Origin of the sequence: Prauserella marina, from assembly GCF_002240355.1 — a bacterium.
In the GTDB taxonomy this organism is placed as follows: Bacteria; Actinomycetota; Actinomycetes; order Mycobacteriales; family Pseudonocardiaceae; genus Prauserella_A; species Prauserella_A marina.
In genome coordinates this window covers 4,196,663-4,218,477 of record NZ_CP016353.1, presented here as the reverse complement: position 1 = coordinate 4,218,477, position 21,815 = coordinate 4,196,663, and the positions used below count along the sequence as shown (strand labels likewise).

The following is a 21,815-nucleotide window of genomic DNA, read 5'->3' as shown; positions in this document are numbered from 1 at the left end:
CTCACTTCGGCGAGGGCGTCACTGTCATGTCCCTGCGCAGCAGCATGGGAGCCGTACGCCAGATGACGAACAGGGCGAGCGCGACCACGATCGCGCCGGCGAGGTATGCCTGGTGCTGGATGAAGGAGCGTCCGTCGAACGTGCTGCCCGTCGGCGGGATGAGCATCGCGAGCACCGCGCTGACCACTGTGGCGACCGCCCGGAACCGCGAGGTCCCCGCCGATGCGGCGAGTGGGATGACCGCCCACAGCAGCCACCACGGCTGCATCGCGACGTGCAGCATCATGAAGGCGCCGAGCGACACCCCGAGCCCGATGATGGGCCGGTACCGCCAGCGGAAGCTGTCCCACAGGAACTTGACGGTGATCGCGCCCGCGACGGCGTAACCGAGCATGCCGAGGATGGCGATCACCGAACCGGTGTGGTTGCCGAGTCCCAGCACGATGCCGAGAATGCCGCCGACCTGACCGAGTTCGGCGATGGGCGAGATCCAGCTCCAGACCATGCCCGGCGTGCCGAGCGTGCCGATCCAGCCGAAGCCGAGCCCGGTGCCGAAGGCAACGGCGACGGCGACGGCACCCATGATCAGGAGCATGGTCAGTGCCGCCCACAACAGGTCGGTGAGCTTGCCGTACCAGCGTCTCGCGATCATCACGCCGAAGAAGCCGAGCGCGACGATCGCGTGGATCTTGATCATGGCCGCGAGCGCGATGAGCACGGCGCCGAGCGCGAGGAAGGCCAGTTCCCCCTTGGCAAGCGGCGGGGGAGCGTCGCCCTTGACTCGCATCGGGAGTCTTCTGATGCCGAGTTCGAGCCCCGCCAGCATCAGGCCGATGCCGAGTGCCTCGTTGTGCGCACCCGCGACGAGGTGGAAGAGCACGAGCGGGTTGACCGCGCCGAGCCACAGCGCGGTGCTCGGCTGCACGCCGAAGCGCTGGGCCAGCCTCGGCAGCGCCCACACCACGAGCGCGAGGCCGACGAGCGCGAGCAGGCGCATCAGCAGGACGCCCATGGCGACGTTGTTGCCGGTCGTGCCCGAGATCCAGCTCCCGAACTCAAGGAAGAGCGGGCCGTAGGGCGCGGGTGTGTCCCGCCACATGTTCGAGACACCGGCGGTGAGCGGATCGGCGACCCCGAGCGCCTGCGCTGGCCCCATCGAATAGGGGTCCATGCCGCGCACGACGATCTCGCTCTGCGCGAGGTAGCTGTAGACGTCGCGGGAGAACATCGGCGGGATGAGCAGCAGCGGCGCGATCCACATCGCGAGCGTGCGGTGCAGCTGGCCCTGGCTGGCCAGTCGCTGTCTTCCCGGTCTGGCGAATCTGCCGAGCAGCAGCCAGGCGATCACCATCATGCCCATGCCCGCGAAGGCGATCGCGAGCGAGACGGTCGGGATGCGCGCGAACAGCCGCAGCACGGGGATGTCGAGCACCGGGTTGAGGATCGGCGCCGCGCCCGCGCCGAGCGAGCCGAAGGCCAGCAGCAGCGCGCCGACCGTCCCCAGTCTGCGCACGACGTTGAGTGCCCTGGTCTCCTCGCCGCTCAGCGGCTCGACGTCACCGGGGTGGGCGGGTGAGCGCGTGAGCGGAACGGCCTCCACCTGGTCGTCGGAGGCGGCACTCCGGCTGTCCTCGCCGACCTCACCGGCAGTGCCGGTGACGTTGGTGTCGCCGTCGTGCTGTTGCGTTCCGCCCTTGCCCAAAGCCACGCGCGCAGCGTAACGACTACCGTCCCGGCGTGAGTCCGGTCACTCGCTTTTCGTGCCTCTTTGCCGTCCCCGACGAAATACGACACACTTATGTTGTGAAAAAGCAGGACTCCTTCGACCAGCACGGTGGCGCGCAGCCGCCCGCTGCCGGAGCTGTTCCTGTCCAGGTGACGGCCGAAGGCAGGACCAGGAGTGAAGTCGCGAGACTGCTGCTGGAACAGGGGCCGATGTCGGCCGTGGCCGTCGCCGAACAACTCGGCATCAGCCCGACGGCTGTGCGTCGCCATCTCGACGTGCTGCTCGCCGACAACGAAGCGGAGACAAGGGAAGCTCCGCGTCGCGGTCCACGGGGCAGGGGACGGCCTGCCAAGCTCTTCCTGCTCACCGAGCAGGGCAGGGCGAGGTTCGGCCACGCATACGACGATCTCGCGGTCGCCGCGGTCCGGTTCCTCGCCGAGCACGCGGGCGAGGATGCGGTGAGGGCGTTCGCGGAGCGCCGCGTCGCGGCACTCGTCGAGCCTTACCAGGAGGCGGTGACCCGTGAAGGGGAGCCGGCTTCGCGAGCCGGGGCCCTGGCCGCGGCTTTGACCAGGGAGGGTTACGCTGCGTCGACCCGTCAGGTCGGCGCGGGCGAGCAACTCTGCCAGCACCACTGCCCGGTGGCCCACGTCGCTGCTGTGTTCCCGCAGCTCTGCGAGGCGGAGACCGAGGCATTCGCCAGGCTGCTCGGAACACACGTGCAGCGACTGGCGACCATCGCACGCGGTGACGCCGCGTGCACAACGCACGTACCCATTGATCAGATGGGTATCGAAGCAAGAACTCCGGATGGAGGGACGACCGCATGACTGCCGCTGCCGAGCAGCGCGATTCCACCACGGCCCCGCTCAGCCAAGAAGAGACAATCGACTCCCTTGGCAACTATGCCTTTGGCTGGGCGGACCCGGACACCGCGGGCGCGAGCGCGCGCCGCGGACTCAACGAGGACGTCGTCACCGACATCTCCTCGAAGAAGTCCGAGCCGGACTGGATGCGCGACGCGCGACTGAAAGCGCTCAAACTGTTCGAACGCAAGCCCATGCCCAACTGGGGTGCGGACCTGTCGGGGATCGACTTCGACAACATCAAGTACTTCGTGCGCTCCACGGAGAAGCAGGCCACGAGCTGGGACGAGCTGCCTGCCGACATCAAGAACACCTACGACAAGCTGGGCATCCCCGAGGCGGAGAAGCAGCGCCTCATCGCCGGTGTCGCCGCGCAGTACGAGTCCGAGGTGGTCTACCACCAGATCCGTGAGGATCTTGAGCAGCAGGGCGTGCTGTTCCTCGACACCGACACCGCGCTGCGGGAGCACCCTGAGCTGTTCAAGGAGTACTTCGGCTCGGTCATCCCCGCCGGTGACAACAAGTTCTCCGCGCTGAACACCGCGGTGTGGTCGGGTGGCTCCTTCATCTACGTGCCGCCGGGCGTGCACGTCGACATCCCGCTACAGGCCTACTTCCGGATCAACACCGAGAACATGGGCCAGTTCGAGCGGACGCTGATCATCGTCGACGAGGGTGCCTACGTGCACTACGTCGAAGGCTGCACGGCACCGATCTACAAGTCGGACTCGCTGCACTCGGCCGTCGTGGAGATCATCGTGAAGAAGGGCGGCCGTTGCCGCTACACGACGATCCAGAACTGGTCGAACAACGTCTACAACCTGGTCACCAAGCGCGCCAAGGCCGAAGAGGGCGCGACCATGGAGTGGATCGACGGCAACATCGGCTCCAAGGTCACCATGAAGTACCCGTCGGTGTTTCTGATGGGCGAGCACGCGAAGGGCGAGGTTCTGTCCGTCGCGTTCGCCGGTGAGGGCCAGCACCAGGACGCGGGTGCCAAGATGGAGCACCTCGCCCCGCACACCTCCTCGACGATCGTGTCGAAGTCGGTGGCGCGCGGCGGTGGCCGTACCTCGTACCGCGGTCTGGTGAAGGTCGCCAAGCGGGCGCACCACTCGCGGTCGACGGTCAAGTGCGACGCGCTGCTCGTGGACACCATTTCGCGTTCGGACACCTACCCCTACGTCGACATCCGCAACGACGACGTCTCGATGGGGCACGAGGCGACCGTGTCGAAGGTGAGCGAGGACCAGCTCTTCTACCTGATGTCCCGTGGGCTCACCGAAGACGAGGCCATGGCCATGGTGGTACGCGGGTTCGTCGAGCCCATCGCGCGCGAGTTGCCGATGGAGTACGCGCTCGAACTGAACCGCCTGATCGAACTGCAGATGGAAGGAGCCGTCGGCTGACATGGCGGTGACGGAAAAGGACACACCCGCGGGCGCGGCCAGCGTCGCGAGCGCGGCGGAGGCCGTCGTGCCGGCGGCGTCGAGGGCCGAGCGGTTCTCCGGGTTCGACGTCGAGGCCTTCGAGGTCCCGAGCGGACGCGAGGAGAACTGGCGGTTCACGCCGATGAAGCGGCTGCGGGGCCTGCACGACGGCTCCGCGGTCGCGACAGGCGAGCTGAAGGTCGACGCGGACGCCGCGCCGGAAGTGCGGGTGGAGACCGTCGCCAGGGACGACTCCCGGCTCGGCGAAGCCGGTGTCCCCAGTGACAGGGTCGCCGCGCAGGCGTACTCCTCCTTCGGCACGGCCACCGTGGTGACCGTGCCGAAGGAGACCGTCGCCTCCAAGCCGACGGTCATCCGGCTGACCGGTCCGGGCGAGGGCAACACCGCCTACGGCCACGTGCAGGTGCGGGCCGAGGCGTTCTCCAAGGCCACCGTCGTGCTCGACCACATCGGCTCCGGCACCTACGCCGACAACGTCGAGTTCGTCATGGGCGACGGCGCGCAGCTCACCGTGCTCAGCGTGCAGGACTGGGCCGACGACGCCGTGCACGTCTCCGAGCAGCACCTGCGGCTCGGCCGCGACGCGAAGCTCAAGCACTTCGTGATCACGCTCGGCGGTGACCTCGTGCGGGTCAGCCCCACCGCGACGTTCGCCGACACCGGAGGCGACGTCGAAATGCTCGGCCTGCACTTCGCCGACGTCGGCCAGCATCAGGAACACCGCCTTTTCGTCGACCACGCGGTGCCGCACTGCAAGTCCAACGTCGTGTACAAGGGCGCGTTGCAAGGCGAAGGCGCCCACTCGGTGTGGATCGGCGACGTGCTCATCAGGGCCGCCGCCGAGGCGACCGAGACGTTCGAGCTGAACCGCAACCTCGTGCTCACCACGGGCGCGCGTGCCGACTCGGTGCCCAACCTGGAGATCGAGACCGGCGAGATCACCGGCGCCGGGCACGCGAGCGCGACGGGAAGGTTCGACGACGAGCAGTTGTTCTACCTGCAGTCGCGCGGAATCGCGGAGGAGCAGGCGCGCAGGCTCGTTGTGCGCGGCTTCTTCCACGAGATCCTGATGAAGATCGAGGTCCCCGAGGTGCGGGAGCGCCTTGAGACAGCGATCGAGGAAGAGCTCCAGGCCGTCGGCGTCTGAGCACCACCACCCGAACTGACGAGAGAAACGAAGAGGCATGGCACTACTGGAGATCAAGGATCTGCACGCCGACGTCGTCACCGACGAGGGCAACAAGGAGATCCTCAAGGGCGTCAACCTGACGATCCGCTCTGGCGAGACCCACGCGATCATGGGTCCCAACGGTTCGGGCAAGTCGACGTTGTCCTACGCCATCGCCGGTCACCCCAAGTACGAGGTGACCTCGGGCGAGGTGCTGCTGGACGGCGAGAACGTGCTCGACATGACCGTCGACGAGCGGGCGCGCGCGGGACTTTTCCTCGCGATGCAGTACCCGGTCGAGGTCCCCGGCGTTTCGATGTCCAACTTCCTGCGTTCCGCGGCGACCGCCGTCCGCGGTGAGGCCCCCAAGCTGCGGCACTGGGTCAAAGAGGTCAAGGAAGAGATGGGCAAGCTGGACATCGCGTCCGAGTTCGCCGAGCGCAGTGTGAACGAGGGCTTCTCGGGTGGCGAGAAGAAGCGGCACGAGATCCTACAGCTCGCGCTGCTCAAGCCGAAGATCGCGATCCTCGACGAGACCGACTCCGGCCTCGATGTCGACGCGCTGCGGGTCGTCTCGGAAGCCGTCAACGAGTTCAAGAAGAGCAACGACGTCGGCGTCATGCTGATCACGCACTACACGCGCATCCTCAAGCACATCCACCCCGATTTCGTGCACGTGTTCGCGGGTGGCCGGATCGTCGAGTCGGGCGGCAAGGAGCTCGCCGACGAGCTGGAGGAGAACGGCTACGTGAAGTACACCGACAAGGCAGAAGCGGCAGTCTGAGCACTCACTGGCATCGAAAGGAGTGTGGCGCGATGAGCACGACAGCCGAGTCCGCCGAGCTACTGCCTCTGGATGTCACGGCGGTGCGCGCCGACTTCCCCATTCTGTCGCGCACGGTCCGCGACGGGAAACCGTTGGTGTACCTGGATTCGGGGGCGACCTCACAGCGCCCCGCCCCGGTGCTCGACGCGGAGCGGAGGTTCCTTGAGACCTCCAACGCCGCCGTGCACCGGGGTGCGCACCAACTCGCCGAGGAAGCCACCGACGCCTACGAGGCGGCGAGGGCCACGATCGCCGATTTCGTCGGCGCTACCCCCGGCGAGCTGGTGTTCACCAAGAACGCGACGGAGGGCATCAACCTCGTCGCCTACGCGATGAGCAACGCGGCGACGGCGGGCGAGGCCGCGCGGCGGTTTTCCGTCGGCCCCGGTGACGAGATCGTCGTCACCGAGATGGAGCACCACGCGAATCTCGTTCCGTGGCAACAGTTGTGCCAGCGGACCGGCGCTACCCTGCGCTGGTTCGGGGTGACCGAACAGGGACGGCTCGATCTCTCCTCGATCGACGAGCTGATCAACGAGCGGACCAAGGTCGTCGCGTTCGCCCACCAGTCCAATGTGCTCGGCACCGTGAACCCGGTGGAGACGCTGACCCGCAAGGCACATGAGGTCGGCGCGCTCGTCGTGCTGGACGCCTGCCAGTCAGTGCCGCACTTCCCCGTGAACTTCACCGAACTCGGTGTCGACTTCGCGGTGTTCTCGGGACACAAGATGCTCGCTCCTTCGGGCATCGGCGTGTTGTACGGGCGCCGCGAACTGCTTGAGGCCATGCCGCCGTTCCTCACCGGCGGGTCGATGATCGAACTGGTACGGATGGAGGGCTCGACCTTCGCGCCGCCTCCGCAGCGGTTCGAGGCCGGTGTCCCGATGACCTCCCAAGCCGTCGGGCTCGGTGCCGCCGTGGACTACCTCGGCGCGATCGGCATGGACCGCGTCGCGGCTCACGAGCACCTGCTCGCCGAGCACGCGCTCGCCGGGATCAGGGAGATCCCAGGGGTGCGCGTGATCGGGCCGGACAACACGGTGGATCGCGGAGCGACCGTGTCGTTCGTCATCGACGGTGTGCACCCGCACGACGCGGGCCAGGTGCTGGACAGTCTCGGCATCGCGGTGCGCGTCGGCCACCACTGCGCGTGGCCGTTGCACAGGGCATGCGAGATTCCGGCGACGGTGCGCGCCTCGTTCTATCTCTACAACACACTGTCCGAAGTGGACGCTCTGTTGGCCGGGATTCGTGAGGCGCAACGGTTCTTCGGGGTCACTCCCGGTGAGGCGGGAGCATGAACCTGGAGAGCATGTACCAGGAGATCATCCTGGACCACTACAAGAACCCGCACGGCCGAGGTCTGCGGGAACCGTTCGACGCCGAGTCGTTCCAGGTCAACCCGACCTGTGGTGACGAGGTGACGTTGCGGCTCAAGGTCGACGACGGCAAGGTCACCGACGTGTCCTACGAGGGGCAGGGCTGCTCGATCAGCCAGGCTTCCGTTTCGGTGATGACGGATCTGGTGACCGGGCACGGCGTCGACGAGGCGCTGGGCACCATGGATGCCTTCGTCGAGCTGATGCAGGGCAGAGGGCAGGTCGAACCGGACGAGGACGTGCTGGAGGACGGCGTCGCGTTCGCCGGTGTCGCGAAGTACCCTGCCAGGGTCAAGTGCGCGTTGCTCGGCTGGATGGCGTTCAAGGACGCGCTGGCCAGGACGTCCGCCGAACAGGCGGACGCCGTGGCGTCGGCGGGTTCGGCGGACCGTGACGACAAGGTGAAGTGATGAGCGAGGGTGAGGTCATGACCGAGACGAGCGAGACCGCGACCCCCGAGCACCGTGAGGGACGTACCGCGGCGGATCTGCCGGAGCAGACGGCGCAGGGCAACGGTGCCAACGGTGCTATCGCCAAGGTCGAGGACCTTGAGGAAGCGATGCGCGACGTCGTCGACCCCGAACTGGGTATCAACGTCGTCGACCTCGGACTGGTGTACGGCATCCGCGTGGAGCCGGACAACACCGCGACGCTGGACATGACGCTGACGTCGGCGGCGTGTCCGCTCACCGACGTCATCGAGGACCAGACCGCGTCGGTGCTGACGGGTGGAGCCGGTCTCGTCGACGACTTCCGGATCAACTGGGTCTGGATGCCGCCGTGGGGCCCGGAGAAGATCACCGAGGACGGCCGCGAACAACTGCGCGCGCTGGGCTTCACGGTCTGACACGCGGTTCGTCGCGCCGGTGCGGCCGGCGCGCGAGTCCCGCGCCCAGGACGTCGAGTTCCGCATTGGTGCGCGCGAGTTCGGCGTTCGTGCCGGCGAGTTGCGCATTCATGTTCACCTGGAGCCCGTTGGGGCGAGTGGAAACTCCATTCGCCCCAACGGGCTTTGTGGTGTGAGGCTCGCGGGCCGGTCGGTTCGACGCCGACCCGCCCTGATCACGGCGGCGGGAAAGCGGGCGCCGCCGCATCACCGGAGCTACCGGAACCACGGGAGTCACCAGACCCGCCGGAGCCGGGGGAGTCACCAGACCGGCCGGAGTGCTCGGCGTCGCCGGTGCCGTCGGACCCGTCGACCGGGTCGCCCAGCGTCGCGGTAGCGGGTAATCCGGCGGCCAGTCGCCATCCACCGCCCTCGGGGCCCGCGCGCAACGTTCCGCCGAGCAACTCGATCCGTTCCCGCATGCCGATCAGCCCGTGCCGTTCGCCCTCTGCTCTGTCGGGCGCGGGGTCGGTGGAAACACCAGAACCGTCGTCGACGAGGGAGAGCCCGACGGTGTCGTCCCGCACCGTGGCCGAGAGCGTCACCGCCGACGCCGGACCGGCGTGCTTGACCACGTTGGCCAGCCCTTCCTGGATGAACCGCAGCACGGCGAGCCCCGTGACGGGGTCGAGGCCGGACAGCGCGGGATCGACGGTCGCGTCGACGGCGAGCCCCGACTGGCGGGCCCTTTCGACGGCCGCGGAGATGGCGATGGGCAGCTCGGCGGGATCGACGAGGTCACCGCCCGCCGTCTCGGACGTCGCGGGATCGCGGAGCACCGTCACCAGCCTACGCAGGTCGGTCAACGCCGACGAGCCGGTGTCGTGGACGTCGTCGAGCACCTCGCGGATCCGGGGGTCGCCGTCGGAGGGCAACAGGTGCCGGGCGACTCCCGCCCGCAGCACGATCGAAGCCACGTGGTGGGCGACGAGATCGTGCAGTTCCCTCGCGATCGCCGTACGTTCGGCTACGCGCGCCATCCGCGCCTCCGAGTGGCGAAGCCGTTCCTGTTCGGCAGCTCGCTGCTCCGCGAGCCCGGCCCGCGCCCTGACCCCGCCGATGAAGGCGCCGAGAACCATCGGCCCGCCGACGACGACGGCCGTCTGGAACACCACCCCGGCCACGTCCTTGTCGGAGTGCGCGATCCCGGCGGCGAGGTAGACGGCGCCGAGCGCGAGCCCCGTGACGGCGAGCCATTTTCCCGTCGTGCGCATGGCCAGCTCGAACAACGCGAAGCTCGCGAGCACCTTGAGCGGGACGACGGTATCCGCGCCTAGTACCTCGCCGAGGGCGAGCAGACCCGTCTGGCACAGCGCGCACACCAGCGGCCACCGTGGCGAGCCCCAGCTCACCACCAGCGCCGCGAGCAGGACCAGCCAGCCGCCGTGACCGGGGTGTCCGATGTCGGCGACCAGGAAGATGTAGCCCGCCGACAGTGCCGACAGCACCGCGACCCGCACCGGTGTCATCCTGCGGTCGAAAAGACGGTCGACGAGAAATGTGGGCACGGGGGCCTTCCCTGTTCGGTCTTGCCGGGCACGGTCCGCCCCTGTCGCGTGGGATTCGCGGTCCGTCCGCGTGCCGAGCATAACGGTGCTGGTCCTCGCCCTACGGCAGCAGGACCAGCACCGATCGGCGAAGTCCCACCTGGGAGGGAGGCGCGAGGCGGTGAGGATTTGCGAGGATCGAAGGGTGAACGGGTGGATTCGCCGCGTCGTCGGCCCTGTCGCCGACCGGCGTACCTACCGCCGCTGGACGTACCTGATCCTCGGGGGAGCGCTGCTGGCTCCCTACCTGTTGTTCGCGGCGTTCGTCGTTCCGGCGACCGTACCGATCACCACGGAGGTCGGTCCCGCCCTCGCGCTTGGCGGCGCGGTGACCCTGCTGGTGCTCGCGGGCACGTCGCTGCTGCCCGCCGTGAGGGTGCTCGAAAGGGCCGCGGTGCGGGAACTGCTCGACGATCCGGTCGCGGACGCGGGCCTGACAGGCGGCAGGGAATGGGCCGACCTGGTGCGTGGCGGGATCATGTTCGTGACCCACGTGCTCGTCGGCGGAGCGCTGAGTCTCGCCAGCCTGCTGCTGCCGGTGTTCCTGGTGTTCTCGTTCGCGGCGCCGTTCACCGGTCGGCTGGCGATCGGTTTCAGCGTCGGTCCCGACGCTCCCCGCGGCTGGGCGGGCGCCTGGATCCCGGCCCTGTTCCTGCTGGTGACCGTACTGTTCTTCCACGTCGTCAACTGGGCGGGGGCCGTGTTGTCCACTTTGGCCTCGCGGTTGCTCGGTCCCTCCGTCGCCGAACGCATCGCCGCGCTGGAACGCCGTACCGGGCAGCTCGCCGAACGCAACCGCCTCGCCCGCGAACTGCACGACTCGGTGGGGCACACGCTGAGCGTCGTGTCCATTCAGGCCGGTGCTGCCCGCAGAACACTGCACACCGACCCGGAGACCGCGGAACGGGCGTTGCTCGCCATCGAGGACTCGGCTCGCTCCGCGCTCGACGACTTGGACTACGTACTCGGCCTGCTGAGGGACGAGACGGCGACGCGTACCCCCGCGAAAGGGCTGGCCCAGCTTTCCTCACTGGCCGAGGCGAGCAGGGCAGGCGGGATGCCCTTCGAGGAGGACGTGCGTGGCGACCTCACGAGTGTGGCGCCGACCGTCGACAGGGAGGCCTACCGCATCCTCCAGGAATGCCTCACCAACGTTCTTCGCCACGCGGGCAGGGTCGCCGTCGCCGTCGTGGTCGAGGTAGGCGACGATGAACTGACGCTGACCGTCCGCAATCCGCTCGGCGCCACGCGGGGCAAGCGCAGGAACGGCGGAGGAAGTGGATTGCGGGGCATCGCCGACAGGGTCGCCGTACTCGGCGGCGAGCTGGACTTCGGCGGCAGAGGCGAGTTCTGGGAGGTGTCGGTGCGACTGCCGAAGGGTGGGGGAACGTCGTGAATGAGCCCGTCGAGAACGGTCAGGCGGACATCAGGGTGTTGCTCGTCGACGACGAGCAACTGGTGCGCACGGGGCTGAGGGCCATCGTGGAGTCGGAGTCCGGCCTCACGGTCGCCGGTGAGGCGGCCGACGGCGCGGAGGTCGCCGGTCTCGTGAGGGGACTGGCTCCCGACATCGTGCTGATGGACGTGCGGATGCCGTCCGTCGACGGCATCAGGGCGACCGAACACCTGATGTCGGCGATGGACTCGCCACCGAAGGTCATCGTGGTGACGACCTTCGAGAACGACGACTACGTGTACGCCGCGTTGCGCGCGGGGGCCAGCGGTTTCCTGCTCAAGCGAGCCCGGCCGGAGGAGATCCTGGCAGCGATCCGCACCGTCTTCGCGGGGGAGTCGCTGCTGTTTCCCACCGCGATCAGGCGACTCGCCGCGCGGCACGGGGCCGGCTCACGTGGCGACGCGCTCAGCGATGCCGGGCTCACCGCCCGAGAAGCCGATGTGTTGCGGCTCATGGCGACCGGTATGTCCAATGTGGAAATAGCGGGCGAGCTGTACCTCGGCGTGCAGACCGTCAAGACGCATGTCGGGAACCTGCTCGGCAAGCTGGCCGCGAGGGACAGGACGCAGGCAGTGATCAAGGCATACGAGTCGGGCTTCGTGTCACCACAGCAGTGATCGCCGTAGTCTCCACGGCGCCGAGGCGAACAACCTGGCCATCGTCGAGGCGAGCGCGCGGGGATCGTCCCTTTCGGAAAGGAACGCGCGCTGGTGTTCGGGGGGAAGCGCGAAGAACAACCCGAAGAACTCCGGTACCTCGGTGGCGGGGAGGTTGCCCAGCGCGTGTAACGCGTGCCTCCTGAGGGCGTGAACCGCCAGCGCGCGCGGCGGCCAGATCACCTTTCTGGCAGCGGCGGCAGCGGCTGAGGTGCGTCCCGAATCGAGGTGACCGGCGATGGCGGCCGCCACCGGAACGGCGAGCCGGAGTGAGGCAGCGATGCTGTAGCCGGTCGCGGGGTGAACCAGCCCCGCCGCGGCGCCGAACGGTATGGTCCTGCCCGGTTTCGGCAGCGGCGCGTCGAGCCGGAGGCGCACCTGCTCCTCCTGCCTGCCATCGGTACTGATGCCGTGTTCGCCGAGGAAAGCGCGGAGGCGGTGTGCCAGCACGTCGTGGCCGAGGCCCGGTTTTCTGGCCAGCGAGGTTTCCTCGACGAGAACCCGTTCGCGGCCCAGCGGCACGAGATAACGGAAACTGGGCGCGTCCCCGGTGCCCGGGTCGCGCCGCCAGTCCATGAACACGGCCGCCCCGGAGGGGGCGAGGCGTTCGGCGAGCGCGCGGGGGAGCACGACTCCGTACGCGGTCTGCTCGGTACCGCCATGGCGCACGCCTCTCGCATCGACGACGACCCTCGCCGTGACGCGCCCGCCGCCGGAAAGCCGGACGAGGCTGCCGTGTGGTCCATGCGCGACGCCGGTCGCGATTCCGGTGTGGACGGCGACCCGCTCGTCACTGAGCCAGTTCCGCAGTCCCGCGTTGTCGAGGACGGCGTATTCCCGTGGCAGTACGATTTCTCGTTCTCCGATGTGGACCAGCGCCGGGTCGGCTGTCGCCGCGACGGCCGAATCGGGAATGTCCGGCAGTTCGTCCTTCCACAGCGAGTACACGTTGCGCCACGGCCGTTGTGGTGCGGGATCGACGAGGGCGGTGTCCAGCCCCTGGTTCGCGCACGCCGAGGCGATCGCCCTTCCCGAGGGGCCCGCGCCCATGACGACCACGTCGGCGATGTCGAAGACGGCCACGCGCAGATCTCATCACACGCGGCCGAGCGCCGTCCGGACAGGGAAACCGTTCGTCCCCGGTGACTGTGAAGGCGTCGCGCACTCCCGTACGGTGATGCGCATGGGACAAGATCCACGCGAACGGCGCAGGGACGAGACCGCGGAGAACGGCGGGTTCGCCGCACTGGCAACGGCTCCGTTCCGGATCGATCGCGACCGGATCGAGGCTTCCCCCTTCTTCGCGAGGCTCGGCGGCGTCACCCAGGTCGTGAGCGCGGGCGGTTCCGCGGTCCTGCACAACCGGCTGACGCACAGCCTCAAGGTTGCCCAGGTCGCCAGAGCCATCGCGGAACGCGTCGCGGGCTCGGCCGAATCCGGTGAGATGGCGGCGAAACTCGGTGGCTGCGATCCGGATGTCGCCGAGGCCGCGGCGTTGGGGCACGACCTCGGCCACCCTCCGTTCGGTCATCTCGGCGAACAGGTGCTCGACCGGATCGCGCGGCACCGCTACGGGCTCGCCGACGGATTCGAAGGCAACGCGCAGACGTTCCGGATCGTCACCATGACCGAGACGGGCGGTCCCACGCCGTACGGGCTCAACCTCACCGCCGCGGTGAGGGCGGCGCTGCTCAAGTACCCGTGGGCGCGACTGCACTTTCCCGACCCGCATCCGGTGAACCTGCCGGTTCCGCCGAGGGGAGCGGCCGAACCGGAGGACGGACCAGGCACCGGATCCGCGAAGTTCTCGGCCTACTCGACCGAACTCGACGACTTCCGGCAGGCGAGGGAGCCGTTCGCCGACCGGATCGAATGGTGGCAACAGACCGTCGAAGCCTCCGTCATGGACCTCGCCGACGACATCGCCTACGCGATCCATGACTTGCAGGATTTTCACCGCATCGGTGTGCTCCAGCACGCCGCCGTGGCGACCGAACTCGGACAGTGGCTCAGCGGGGCTTCCGCCTTCGGTGAACTGCCCCTCGACGAGCTCAGGGATGAGCACCGCAATCCCGGCCGCTCACTGGAATCGCTGCGGAGGCGCACGCACGCCAAGGATTCTTGGGTGGCTTCCGACGACGCGTTCTCGGCCGCGGTGGCGCAGGTCAGGACCGAACTGGTCGAGGGGCTGCTCGCGATTCCCTTCGACGGTTCCATCGAGGCGGAGCAGGCGATGGCGGCGTTCTCGGCGCGCTGGACGGCCCGTCTCGTCGACGGCGTCGTGCTCAACGCGACTCCCTCGCCGAGGACAGGGCACGTCACGCTGCGCACGGCGCAGTGGCACGAGGTGCAGGTACTCAAGTTCGTGCACCGCAGGTTCGTGCTCCAGCGGCCCGATCTGGCGCTGCATCAGCGCGGCCAGGCGAGCCTGCTGACCTCGCTCGTCGACGCGCTCGACGCCTGGCTTGGTGACAGGGACGAGGCGGAGCGGCTGCCGAGGCGGCTGCACGACCTGGTCGAGTTGTCCAGGGCGCAGTACGCAGCCGTCGCGAACAACGCTCCTGAACTGCTGGTCGGTGCCACCGGCGAACCGGTGACCGGCCGGGACGCCGTGCGCGGGCTCGCGAGGGGAAGGGCCGTGATCGACTTCGTCGCGTCGCTGAGCGACCGGCAGGCCTCGGGCATGCTCGACGCGATATCCGGGCGCACCGGCCAGCCGTGGTCGGAGTCGTTCGTCCTGTGACCCGCCGCAGGGAGGCCGAAGGCGGCGGCATCGTCGTCGAGGTGGAACCGGACCGCGTCGAGGGCTGGTTCGCCCGTTTCGCCGACCGCAACGACGGCGTGACCGCCACAAGGCTCACCGTCGATGACATCGTGGTCACCGGTGGTAATGGGACGACGGCAACGGTGAGGGTCCCGTTCCCGCCGCTGGCCGGGCTCGGCGAATTCGAGGACCTTGCCATCGGGCCACTGGTCGAACACGTGCGCAAGCCGAGAAAGGTGGGCATTCTGCTTGTCCGGCTCGGCGGGCACAGTGTCGGAATCGCCGAGAGGGGCAGGATCGTGCTCTCGCGCACCGATCGCCATCACGTACACGGGCGCAACGCGGCCGGTGGCTGGTCACAGCAGCGATTCGCGCGGCGAAGGCAGGGCCAGGCCAGACAGGCGTTGCGCGCGGCAGCGGAGGACGCGGCCGATGTTCTCGGTTCCCGTTTGTCCGAATTGGACGGTGTGGTGCTCGGTGGGGACCGCAGAGCCATCGACGAACTGCGCGCCGAACCGCGCCTCGCGCCGCTCTTCGCCATGGCGGAGCCGAGGGTGCTCGATGTCGCCGAGCCGAGAAGGGCCGTGCTCGACGAGGCGGCCGTGCGGGCGCTCTCCGTCGAGATCGTCGTCCGGAGGGGTGAAGCGTCGCGGTGAGCCCGGTCACCGGCGGGAAAAACCGGTGGCGGCCAACCCGTACACTGGTGATCGTGGTCGTCCGCTTGGAGTAGCAGCCCTGCCGCGTGTCCCTCTTCCGGCACACGCGGGAACGTCACGCTGTCCGGTTCCGCTTCTACGCCACGGAGTTTTCTGTGATCACGGCCAATGGCCTCGAACTACGCGCTGGTTCGCGCGTGCTGCTTTCCGACACCACCCTGCGTATTCAGCCTGGCGATCGGATCGGCCTCGTCGGCCGCAACGGCGCGGGCAAGACCACGACGCTCAAGGTGCTCGCCGGTGAGGGAGAACCGTATTCGGGCGATGTCGGGCACGGCGGCGAGATCGGGTATCTACCGCAGGATCCCCGTGAGGGTGATCTTTCGGTCTCCGCGAAGGACAGGGTCCTTTCCGCCCGTGGTCTCGACACGCTCGTGCGCGACATGGAGAAGGCGCAGACGGCGATGTCGGAACTCGTCGACGACGGGGACAGGGACAAGGCCGTGCGCCGCTACGGGCGCCTTGAGGAGCGTTTCGCCGCGCTCGGGGGTTATGCCGCCGAAAGCGAGGCCGCGCGGATCTGCGCCAATCTGGGCCTTGAGGAACGCATTCTCAGCCAGACGCTGGGAACGTTGTCGGGAGGCCAGCGCCGCAGGGTCGAACTGGCGAGGATTCTCTTCGCGGCCTCGGAAGCCGGTGCCGGCGGGAAATCCAGCACCATCCTGCTGCTCGACGAGCCGACCAACCACCTCGACGCCGACTCCATCAACTGGCTTCGCGGTTTCCTGAAGGCACACGACGGCGGGCTCGTGGTGATCAGCCACGACGTCGAACTGCTCGCCGAGGTCGTCAACAAGGTGTGGTTCCTGGACGCGACCCGCGCCGAGTTGGACAACTACAACATGACCTGGCAGCGCTATCTCGACGCTCGCGCGACGGACGAGAAGCGGCGGCGGCGCGAAAGGGCCAACGCGGAGAAGAAGGCGTCCGCGCTACAACAGCAGGCCGCGAAACTCGGTGCGAAGGCGACAAAGGCCGTCGCGGCGAAGAACATGGCGCGCAGGGCGGAGCAGATGCTGGCCGACCTCGACGACGTGCGTCAGGAGGACAAGGTCGCGCGCATCAAGTTTCCCTCACCTGCCCCGTGCGGGCGTACTCCGCTCACGGCGGAGGGGCTTTCGAAGTCCTACGGTTCACTGGAAATCTTCACCGGCGTCGATCTCGCGATCGACCGCGGTTCCAAGGTGGTCGTACTTGGGCTCAACGGTGCGGGTAAAACCACGCTGCTGCGCTTGCTCGGTGGGATGGAAACCGCCGATACCGGTGATGTGGTGCCGGGTCACGGTCTCCGGATCGGTTACTACGCGCAGGAACACGAGACACTCGACCACGACAGGTCGGTGTGGGAGAACATTCGCCATTTGGCCCCCGACACCGGTGCGCAGGAACTGCGCAACCTGCTCGGGTCGTTTCTGTTTACCGGCGAGCAGTTGGACCAGCCGGCTGGCACCCTTTCGGGTGGAGAGAAGACCCGGCTCGCGCTCGCCGGACTCGTGTCGAGTGCGGCAAACGTGTTGTTGCTGGACGAACCGACCAACAACCTCGACCCGGCGAGCCGTGCGCAGGTGCTCGACGCGTTGCGCAGCTTCACCGGAGCGGTTGTCCTTGTCACGCACGACCCTGGTGCGGTGGAAGCTCTCGAACCCGAGCGGGTGATCTTGCTGCCGGACGGCACGGAGGACCACTGGTCGGCCGAATATCTGGAACTCGTGCAGCTTGCCTGAGTTGACGTCGTGCCAAATGGTGCACCAGGCCGTTAGTTGACGTTTCGCAAACACTGAATCGGCCCAAAAACGTCGCGGTTTCGGTAGGTTTTTGGCTCGTCGTCTGGCATTCTGCGGCTCAGTGTTCGATCATTGCGGCGGCAGGGGTCGAATGTGGCCCGAAACACCATACGGGCGGAAGGTTGATTGACGTGGCAGACCTGAAGAAGGGTGCGCGCATCACCGGAAACACGCGCGACAAGCTGGCCGCAGACCTGAAGAAGAAATACGAGAAGGGGGCGAGCATTCGCGCGCTCGCGGAGTCGACCGGCCGTTCCTACGGCTTCGTGCACCGGGTGCTGTCCGAGTCCGGTGTGCAGCTTCGGGGCAGGGGCGGGGCAACCCGAGTCAAGAAGAAGTAAGGCTGGTACCTCTCGCGGTGCCGGAACCGGGTTCCGCGGCGACGGGGGGAGCCGCGGCCTGGCGAGGAAAGCAGAGCATCGCGCCCAGAAGGACCACCGGGTACACCAGATAGCCGAATCGCGTTGCGGGCGTCAGCAGTGTGAAGGCGCCGAGTCCCACCGCGATGCGCAACAATGCGTCCGCGCCGGAGTGGGGTGGACGCTTTATCAGCCATGCCAGTATCGCGATCGCGGCGGCACCGAGTAGTACGAACGCCACTGCTTTCCCGATGGGCCCCGCCGAGGCGATGAGATGGCCGGGCAGCGGACTGGCCGCGGGCGAGGTGACCGCGCCGATACCGGCGGGGAACCGGATGACGTGTTCGACGAACGCACCGGGATTGACGAAGAAGACCGGCAGATTGGTCACCAGGCACACGGCGACGAAAATCAGCCCGAACCGGGCAAGCGCCTTTCGTCCAGCCGTGACCACCACGAGAACCGCGAGCACGATCACGGCGGGAAGCACGATCAGCTTCGCGCTGGTCACGAGCGCCAGTACGGTCGCGGCCCAGCCGGGTTTTCCCGTCGCGGCCAGCGCGCACGCCAGCACGAGCAGGCCCACGATCGCGAGGTCCGGCCCAGCCGTCGCGAACGTCAACGCGGTGAGGGGGAAAACGACGACCAGCTGCGCGGCCCTCACCGGCACCGAGGGCTTGCCGAGCAGGCGCAGACTCGCCCAGAAGCAGGCGATGGCGGTGAGGGCGAAGTAGATGCGCGCGTCGGTGAGCACGTCGCCTGCCGCCGTGCCCCCGAACAGGGCGCGGGGCAGGCCGAACAGCGCCATGACCGGCCCGTAGGGCGTGTAGTCGTTGACCACCGGCGGTCTGCCGAGAGTGGTGATGTCGACGTAGGGCGTGCCGGTGTCCAGCAGCAGCGTCGCCGACTGCTCGATGACCCACACTTCCGGCTGGGCGGCCCATGACCATGGGGTGTCCAGCCAGTCGACGCCGGTCAGCCTGCGCACCAGCAGGGTCACCAGCGGCACGAGCATCGCGACCAGCGCGACCAGCGCGACGCCCACCCAGCGGGAGCGCCACCAGCCGGGGCGCAGCCGTGGGGTGAGCAGGAGCCAGCAACTCCACGCGAGCGCGAGTCCGTAGCCGGCGACGGCGAAATTCGCCCAGACGCGGAATCCGTAGTGTTTGTCCGTCATCGCGAGGGCGAGCGCGTAACCGGCGCAGACGAGGTAGAAGACGATGTCCAGCCGCAGCGGCCGTTCGGTCCAGCTCACCCGGAGCCACTCCGGAACCAGCCTGCTCCCCATGACCGGCAAGGCTACCGAGTGTTCGCCGGGTGGCTGGTAGCGGGCAAAACTTTCTGGCGCATTCGGGAAGTATTGCGTAGAACATGGTGTTGTCCAGGACATATCCACTTAAAACCTATATATAGGTCTAACTATCGGCCAGCTGGTCGAGATTCTGGGGAAGGGCGGGTGGCAGGCGGAATGGACAACACCTGGTCACTGATGAGTAGCGCGATGCGGGCAGGTGATGTCCCGAAAGGACTCCGCAGGGGCACCGTGCGCAGGGTCGCGCGGTTCGCGCGGCCACATTGGCGCGGCCTCGGCATTTTCCTCGCGCTGACGGTCGTCTCCGCGGTGCTCGCCGTCACGACGCCGCTGCTCGCGGGGCGAGTCGTCGACGTCATCGTCAGTGGCGGCGCGGCGGGCACCGTGGTGTTGCTCGCGCTGGTGATCGCCGGACTGGCCATCGCGGACGCGGGGTTCGGTCTGGCCGAACGCTGGCAATCGGCGCGCATCGGGGAAGGGCTGATCTTCGACCTGCGCAGCGCCGTCTTCGAGCACGTGCAGCGCATGCCCGTCGCGTTCTTCACGCGCACCAGAACCGGCGCGCTCGTCAGCAGGCTCAACAACGACGTGATCGGCGCGCAGCGCACCTTCACGGCGACGCTGTCGGGACTGGTCACCAACGTCATCCAGCTCGCGCTTTCGCTCGTCGTCATGATCACCCTCTCCTGGCAGGTCACGCTGCTGGCGCTGGTGTTGCTTCCGGTGTTCGTGCTGCCGGCGCGCAGGCTGGGAAGGCGCATGGCCGACCTGCAACGCGAGTCGGCCGAGCTGAACGCCTCGATGACGACCCAGATGACGGAGCGGTTCTCCGCGCCTGGCGCGACGCTGGTCAAGTTGTTCGGCAGGCCCAAGGCGGAAGCGGGGGAATTCGAGTCGAGAGCGGGCAGAGTCCGCGACATCGGAGTCCGCACGGCCATGCTCACGCGCTGGTTCATGACCAGCCTGACGCTGGTCTCCGCGCTGGCGCAGGCGCTCGTCTACGGCCTCGGCGGATGGCTGGCGCTGCGTGGTGACCTCGCTCCCGGCACCGTCGTGGCACTCGCGCTGCTGCTGACGAGGCTCTACACGCCGCTCACGGCGCTGGCCAACGTGCGGGTCGACGTGATGACGGCGCTCGTGTCGTTCGAGCGGGTATTCGAAGTGCTCGACCTCGATCCCATGATCAAGGAGAAGCCCGATCACCGGCCGGTGCCCCCGGGTGGGGTTTCCGTCGAGTTCGACGACGTCAGGTTCGGCTACCCGGCCGCGGAGAAGTTCTCCCTCGCCTCGCTGGAGGAAGTGTCCACTCTGGACAACCGGGGTGGTGAGGAGGTGCTGCGCGGGGTCAGCTTCTCGGCCCGACCCGGTGAGATGGTCGCCCTCGTCGGTTCGTCGGGCGCTGGCAAGTCGACCATCGCCTCCCTGTTGCCCCGCCTCTACGACGTGGACTCCGGCGCGGTCCGGCTGTCCGGTGTGGACGTTCGGGATCTCGGGTTCGACGACCTGAGGGCCACCGTCGGGGTCGTCACGCAGGACGGGCACCTTTTCCACGACACCGTCAGGAACAACCTCGCCTACGCGCGCCCCGAGGTGAGCGACGACGAGATCTGGGAAGCGCTTGAGCGGGCCAGGCTCGCCCCGCTCGTACGGTCACTGCGGGACGGTCTCGACACCGTCGTCGGCGAACGCGGTTACCGGCTGTCAGGTGGAGAGCGCCAGCGGCTGACGATCGCGAGGTTGCTGCTCGCCCAGCCGAGAGTCGTCGTGCTCGACGAGGCGACCGCTCACCTGGATTCCGAGTCGGAGGCCGCGGTCGGCGAAGCACTCACCAGCGCGCTGCGGGGCCGCACCGCGCTGGTCATCGCCCACCGCTTGTCCACGATCCGCGCGGCCGACCAGATTCTGGTCATCGAGGAGGGCCGGGTCGTCGAGCGCGGATCGCACGAGGCGCTGCTCGCCGCCGAAGGGCGCTACGCGGAGCTCTACCGCACCCAGTTCAGCGCGGCGGAGGAGCAGCCGGCGGCCTGACCATCGAAGGTGAGGTGGGCGACGGCGGCGGGGCGCGGCAAGGCAGGATCGCGGGTGCGGAAGGGCGCGACCGCCGGTGGTGCCGCGTGGTGAACAGGGAGTGAGGTACCGGGTGGAGGAGCGACAGCCGGAGCTGAGCGTGGTCGGCCGCGCACGCGGTCCGGTGGGCGGTGTGGCACTCGTCCTGCACGGGGGATCCGAGTTCTCCTCGGCGGCCGTGCGGCCGTGGCGGCTGGCCTACCTGCGGATGCTGCCGTTCGCGATCGCGCTGTCCCGGTCCGGCGCGTGGCACGGACTCGACGTGCGGCTGCTGCGCAACCGGGTCCGCGGCTGGAACGAACCCGCCATGGACCCGCTCGCCGACGCGCGCTGGGCGCTCGACCGGATCAGGGCGGAGCGGCCCGGCGTTCCCGTCGTCCTCGTCGGCCACTCCCTCGGCGGCAGGGTCGCCTTGCGGGCCGCCGACGACCCCGCCGTCGTCGGCGCGTGCGCGCTCGCGCCGTGGACGCCTCAAGGAGAACCGGTCGAGCCGGTCGCCGGGCGTGCGGTGCTGATCGCGCACGGTACTCACGATCGCGTCACCAGCCCCGTTGAATCGCTTCGCTACGCGGAGGAGGCCGATCCCAAGGCGGCCCGCCTCGCCAGGTTCGAGGTGGCCGCCGAGGGGCACGCGATGCTGCGAAGGCCGTCGCTGTGGAACCGGCTCGTGGTCACGTTCGTGCTGCGTACCCTGGGACTTCCCGATTCAGGTCAGGTACTCGACGCCGCATGGGAGAGCGCGGCACCGGCGCGGTTCCGGCTCCCGCTGTAGGCGTCCCGATCGTCCGGTCACCGCCGGGCACAACCCATTCAGGGGACCGTGCGTCTTTCCCTGTGGAGCGTGCGGTTTAG

Annotated in this window: 20 protein-coding genes; 15 read left to right on the top strand and 5 right to left on the bottom strand. The window is 68.3% G+C overall.

Going from position 1 to position 21,815, the window contains the following annotated elements; all coding sequences use genetic code 11:
* Position 1 precedes the first annotated feature (1 nt).
* Positions 2-1,600, bottom strand: coding sequence for a polyprenol phosphomannose-dependent alpha 1,6 mannosyltransferase MptB (gene mptB, locus BAY61_RS19770; RefSeq protein ID WP_091808505.1), 1,599 nt, complete (start codon positions 1,598-1,600; stop codon positions 2-4).
* A 203-nt stretch (positions 1,601-1,803) separates the two neighbouring features.
* Between mptB and BAY61_RS19765 the strand changes: the two genes are divergently transcribed.
* From BAY61_RS19765 to BAY61_RS19735, 7 genes are read left to right on the top strand one after another with little or no spacing between them, the layout of a single operon-like run.
* Entirely contained in the window at positions 1,804-2,556 is a 753-nt protein-coding gene (locus BAY61_RS19765) for a helix-turn-helix transcriptional regulator (RefSeq protein ID WP_091808159.1), read from the top strand.
* Complete coding sequence (sufB, locus tag BAY61_RS19760) at positions 2,553-4,001, top strand: Fe-S cluster assembly protein SufB (RefSeq protein ID WP_091808161.1); 1,449 nt, start codon at positions 2,553-2,555, stop codon at positions 3,999-4,001. The genes BAY61_RS19765 and sufB overlap by 4 nt, the downstream gene beginning before the upstream one ends.
* A gap of 1 nt (position 4,002) precedes the next feature.
* Positions 4,003-5,190, top strand: a complete 1,188-nt coding sequence (gene sufD, locus BAY61_RS19755) for a Fe-S cluster assembly protein SufD (RefSeq protein WP_091808163.1) — start codon at positions 4,003-4,005, stop codon at positions 5,188-5,190.
* A 37-nt stretch (positions 5,191-5,227) separates the two neighbouring features.
* Positions 5,228-5,995: a Fe-S cluster assembly ATPase SufC gene (gene sufC / locus BAY61_RS19750; protein WP_091808164.1), complete on the top strand. Its 768-nt coding sequence runs from the start codon at positions 5,228-5,230 to the stop codon at positions 5,993-5,995.
* Between the two features lie 32 nt (positions 5,996-6,027).
* Positions 6,028-7,338: a cysteine desulfurase gene (locus BAY61_RS19745; RefSeq protein WP_091808166.1), complete on the top strand. Its 1,311-nt coding sequence runs from the start codon at positions 6,028-6,030 to the stop codon at positions 7,336-7,338.
* Positions 7,335-7,826 carry a Fe-S cluster assembly sulfur transfer protein SufU gene (gene sufU, locus BAY61_RS19740; protein WP_091808167.1) on the top strand — a complete coding sequence of 164 codons (492 nt, stop codon included), beginning with the start codon at positions 7,335-7,337 and terminating at the stop codon, positions 7,824-7,826. Before BAY61_RS19745 ends, sufU begins: the two co-directional genes overlap by 4 nt.
* A complete protein-coding gene (locus BAY61_RS19735; RefSeq protein WP_091808169.1) occupies positions 7,826-8,263 on the top strand; it encodes a metal-sulfur cluster assembly factor in 438 nt (145 codons plus the stop codon). The genes sufU and BAY61_RS19735 overlap by 1 nt, the downstream gene beginning before the upstream one ends.
* Here the strand turns inward: BAY61_RS19735 and BAY61_RS33835 are convergent.
* A complete protein-coding gene (locus BAY61_RS33835; protein ID WP_256328125.1) occupies positions 8,253-8,375 on the bottom strand; it encodes a hypothetical protein in 123 nt (40 codons plus the stop codon). The two genes, BAY61_RS19735 and BAY61_RS33835, sit on opposite strands and share 11 nt — an antisense overlap.
* Before the next feature lie 103 nt (positions 8,376-8,478).
* Positions 8,479-9,810, bottom strand: coding sequence for a sensor histidine kinase (locus tag BAY61_RS33830; protein WP_170140155.1), 1,332 nt, complete (start codon positions 9,808-9,810; stop codon positions 8,479-8,481).
* A gap of 184 nt (positions 9,811-9,994) precedes the next feature.
* Here BAY61_RS33830 and BAY61_RS19725 point away from each other — a divergent pair, with 184 nt between their 5' ends.
* Together BAY61_RS19725 and BAY61_RS19720 are read left to right on the top strand one after the other, a co-directional pair.
* The gene (locus BAY61_RS19725) at positions 9,995-11,245 is read left to right on the top strand and encodes a sensor histidine kinase (RefSeq protein ID WP_091808173.1); all 1,251 of its coding nucleotides are present in this window, start codon (positions 9,995-9,997) and stop codon (positions 11,243-11,245) included.
* On the top strand, positions 11,242-11,922 hold the full coding sequence (locus BAY61_RS19720; RefSeq protein WP_245865261.1) for a response regulator: 681 nt from the start codon (positions 11,242-11,244) through the stop codon (positions 11,920-11,922). Before BAY61_RS19725 ends, BAY61_RS19720 begins: the two co-directional genes overlap by 4 nt.
* Here BAY61_RS19720 and BAY61_RS19715 read toward each other — a convergent pair.
* Positions 11,908-13,044, bottom strand: coding sequence for a lycopene cyclase family protein (locus tag BAY61_RS19715; RefSeq protein ID WP_338061485.1), 1,137 nt, complete (start codon positions 13,042-13,044; stop codon positions 11,908-11,910). The two genes, BAY61_RS19720 and BAY61_RS19715, sit on opposite strands and share 15 nt — an antisense overlap.
* Positions 13,045-13,138: 94 nt before the next feature.
* On the opposite strand from BAY61_RS19715, the gene BAY61_RS19710 reads away from it, so the two are divergent.
* The 4 genes from BAY61_RS19710 to BAY61_RS19695 all read left to right on the top strand — a co-directional run bounded on the left by BAY61_RS19710 (position 13,139) and on the right by BAY61_RS19695 (position 17,566).
* Positions 13,139-14,704 (top strand): deoxyguanosinetriphosphate triphosphohydrolase family protein, encoded by a 1,566-nt coding sequence (locus tag BAY61_RS19710; protein ID WP_091808174.1) that lies wholly within the window; start codon positions 13,139-13,141, stop codon positions 14,702-14,704.
* Positions 14,701-15,381, top strand: coding sequence for an acVLRF1 family peptidyl-tRNA hydrolase (locus tag BAY61_RS19705; protein ID WP_091808176.1), 681 nt, complete (start codon positions 14,701-14,703; stop codon positions 15,379-15,381). The genes BAY61_RS19710 and BAY61_RS19705 overlap by 4 nt, the downstream gene beginning before the upstream one ends.
* 155 nt (positions 15,382-15,536) lie before the next feature.
* Complete coding sequence (locus tag BAY61_RS19700; protein ID WP_091808177.1) at positions 15,537-17,165, top strand: ABC-F family ATP-binding cassette domain-containing protein; 1,629 nt, start codon at positions 15,537-15,539, stop codon at positions 17,163-17,165.
* 191 nt (positions 17,166-17,356) lie between these two features.
* Complete coding sequence (locus BAY61_RS19695) at positions 17,357-17,566, top strand: helix-turn-helix domain-containing protein (protein WP_005437638.1); 210 nt, start codon at positions 17,357-17,359, stop codon at positions 17,564-17,566.
* Here BAY61_RS19695 and BAY61_RS19690 read toward each other — a convergent pair.
* On the bottom strand, positions 17,553-18,872 hold the full coding sequence (locus tag BAY61_RS19690; protein ID WP_091808179.1) for a glycosyltransferase 87 family protein: 1,320 nt from the start codon (positions 18,870-18,872) through the stop codon (positions 17,553-17,555). The genes BAY61_RS19695 and BAY61_RS19690 overlap by 14 nt on opposite strands.
* A gap of 180 nt (positions 18,873-19,052) precedes the next feature.
* Between BAY61_RS19690 and BAY61_RS19685 the strand changes: the two genes are divergently transcribed.
* A complete protein-coding gene (locus tag BAY61_RS19685; protein WP_091808181.1) occupies positions 19,053-20,924 on the top strand; it encodes an ABC transporter ATP-binding protein in 1,872 nt (623 codons plus the stop codon).
* 112 nt (positions 20,925-21,036) lie between these two features.
* Positions 21,037-21,735: an alpha/beta hydrolase gene (locus tag BAY61_RS19680; protein ID WP_091808510.1), complete on the top strand. Its 699-nt coding sequence runs from the start codon at positions 21,037-21,039 to the stop codon at positions 21,733-21,735.
* The last annotated feature ends 80 nt before the right edge of the window (positions 21,736-21,815 follow it).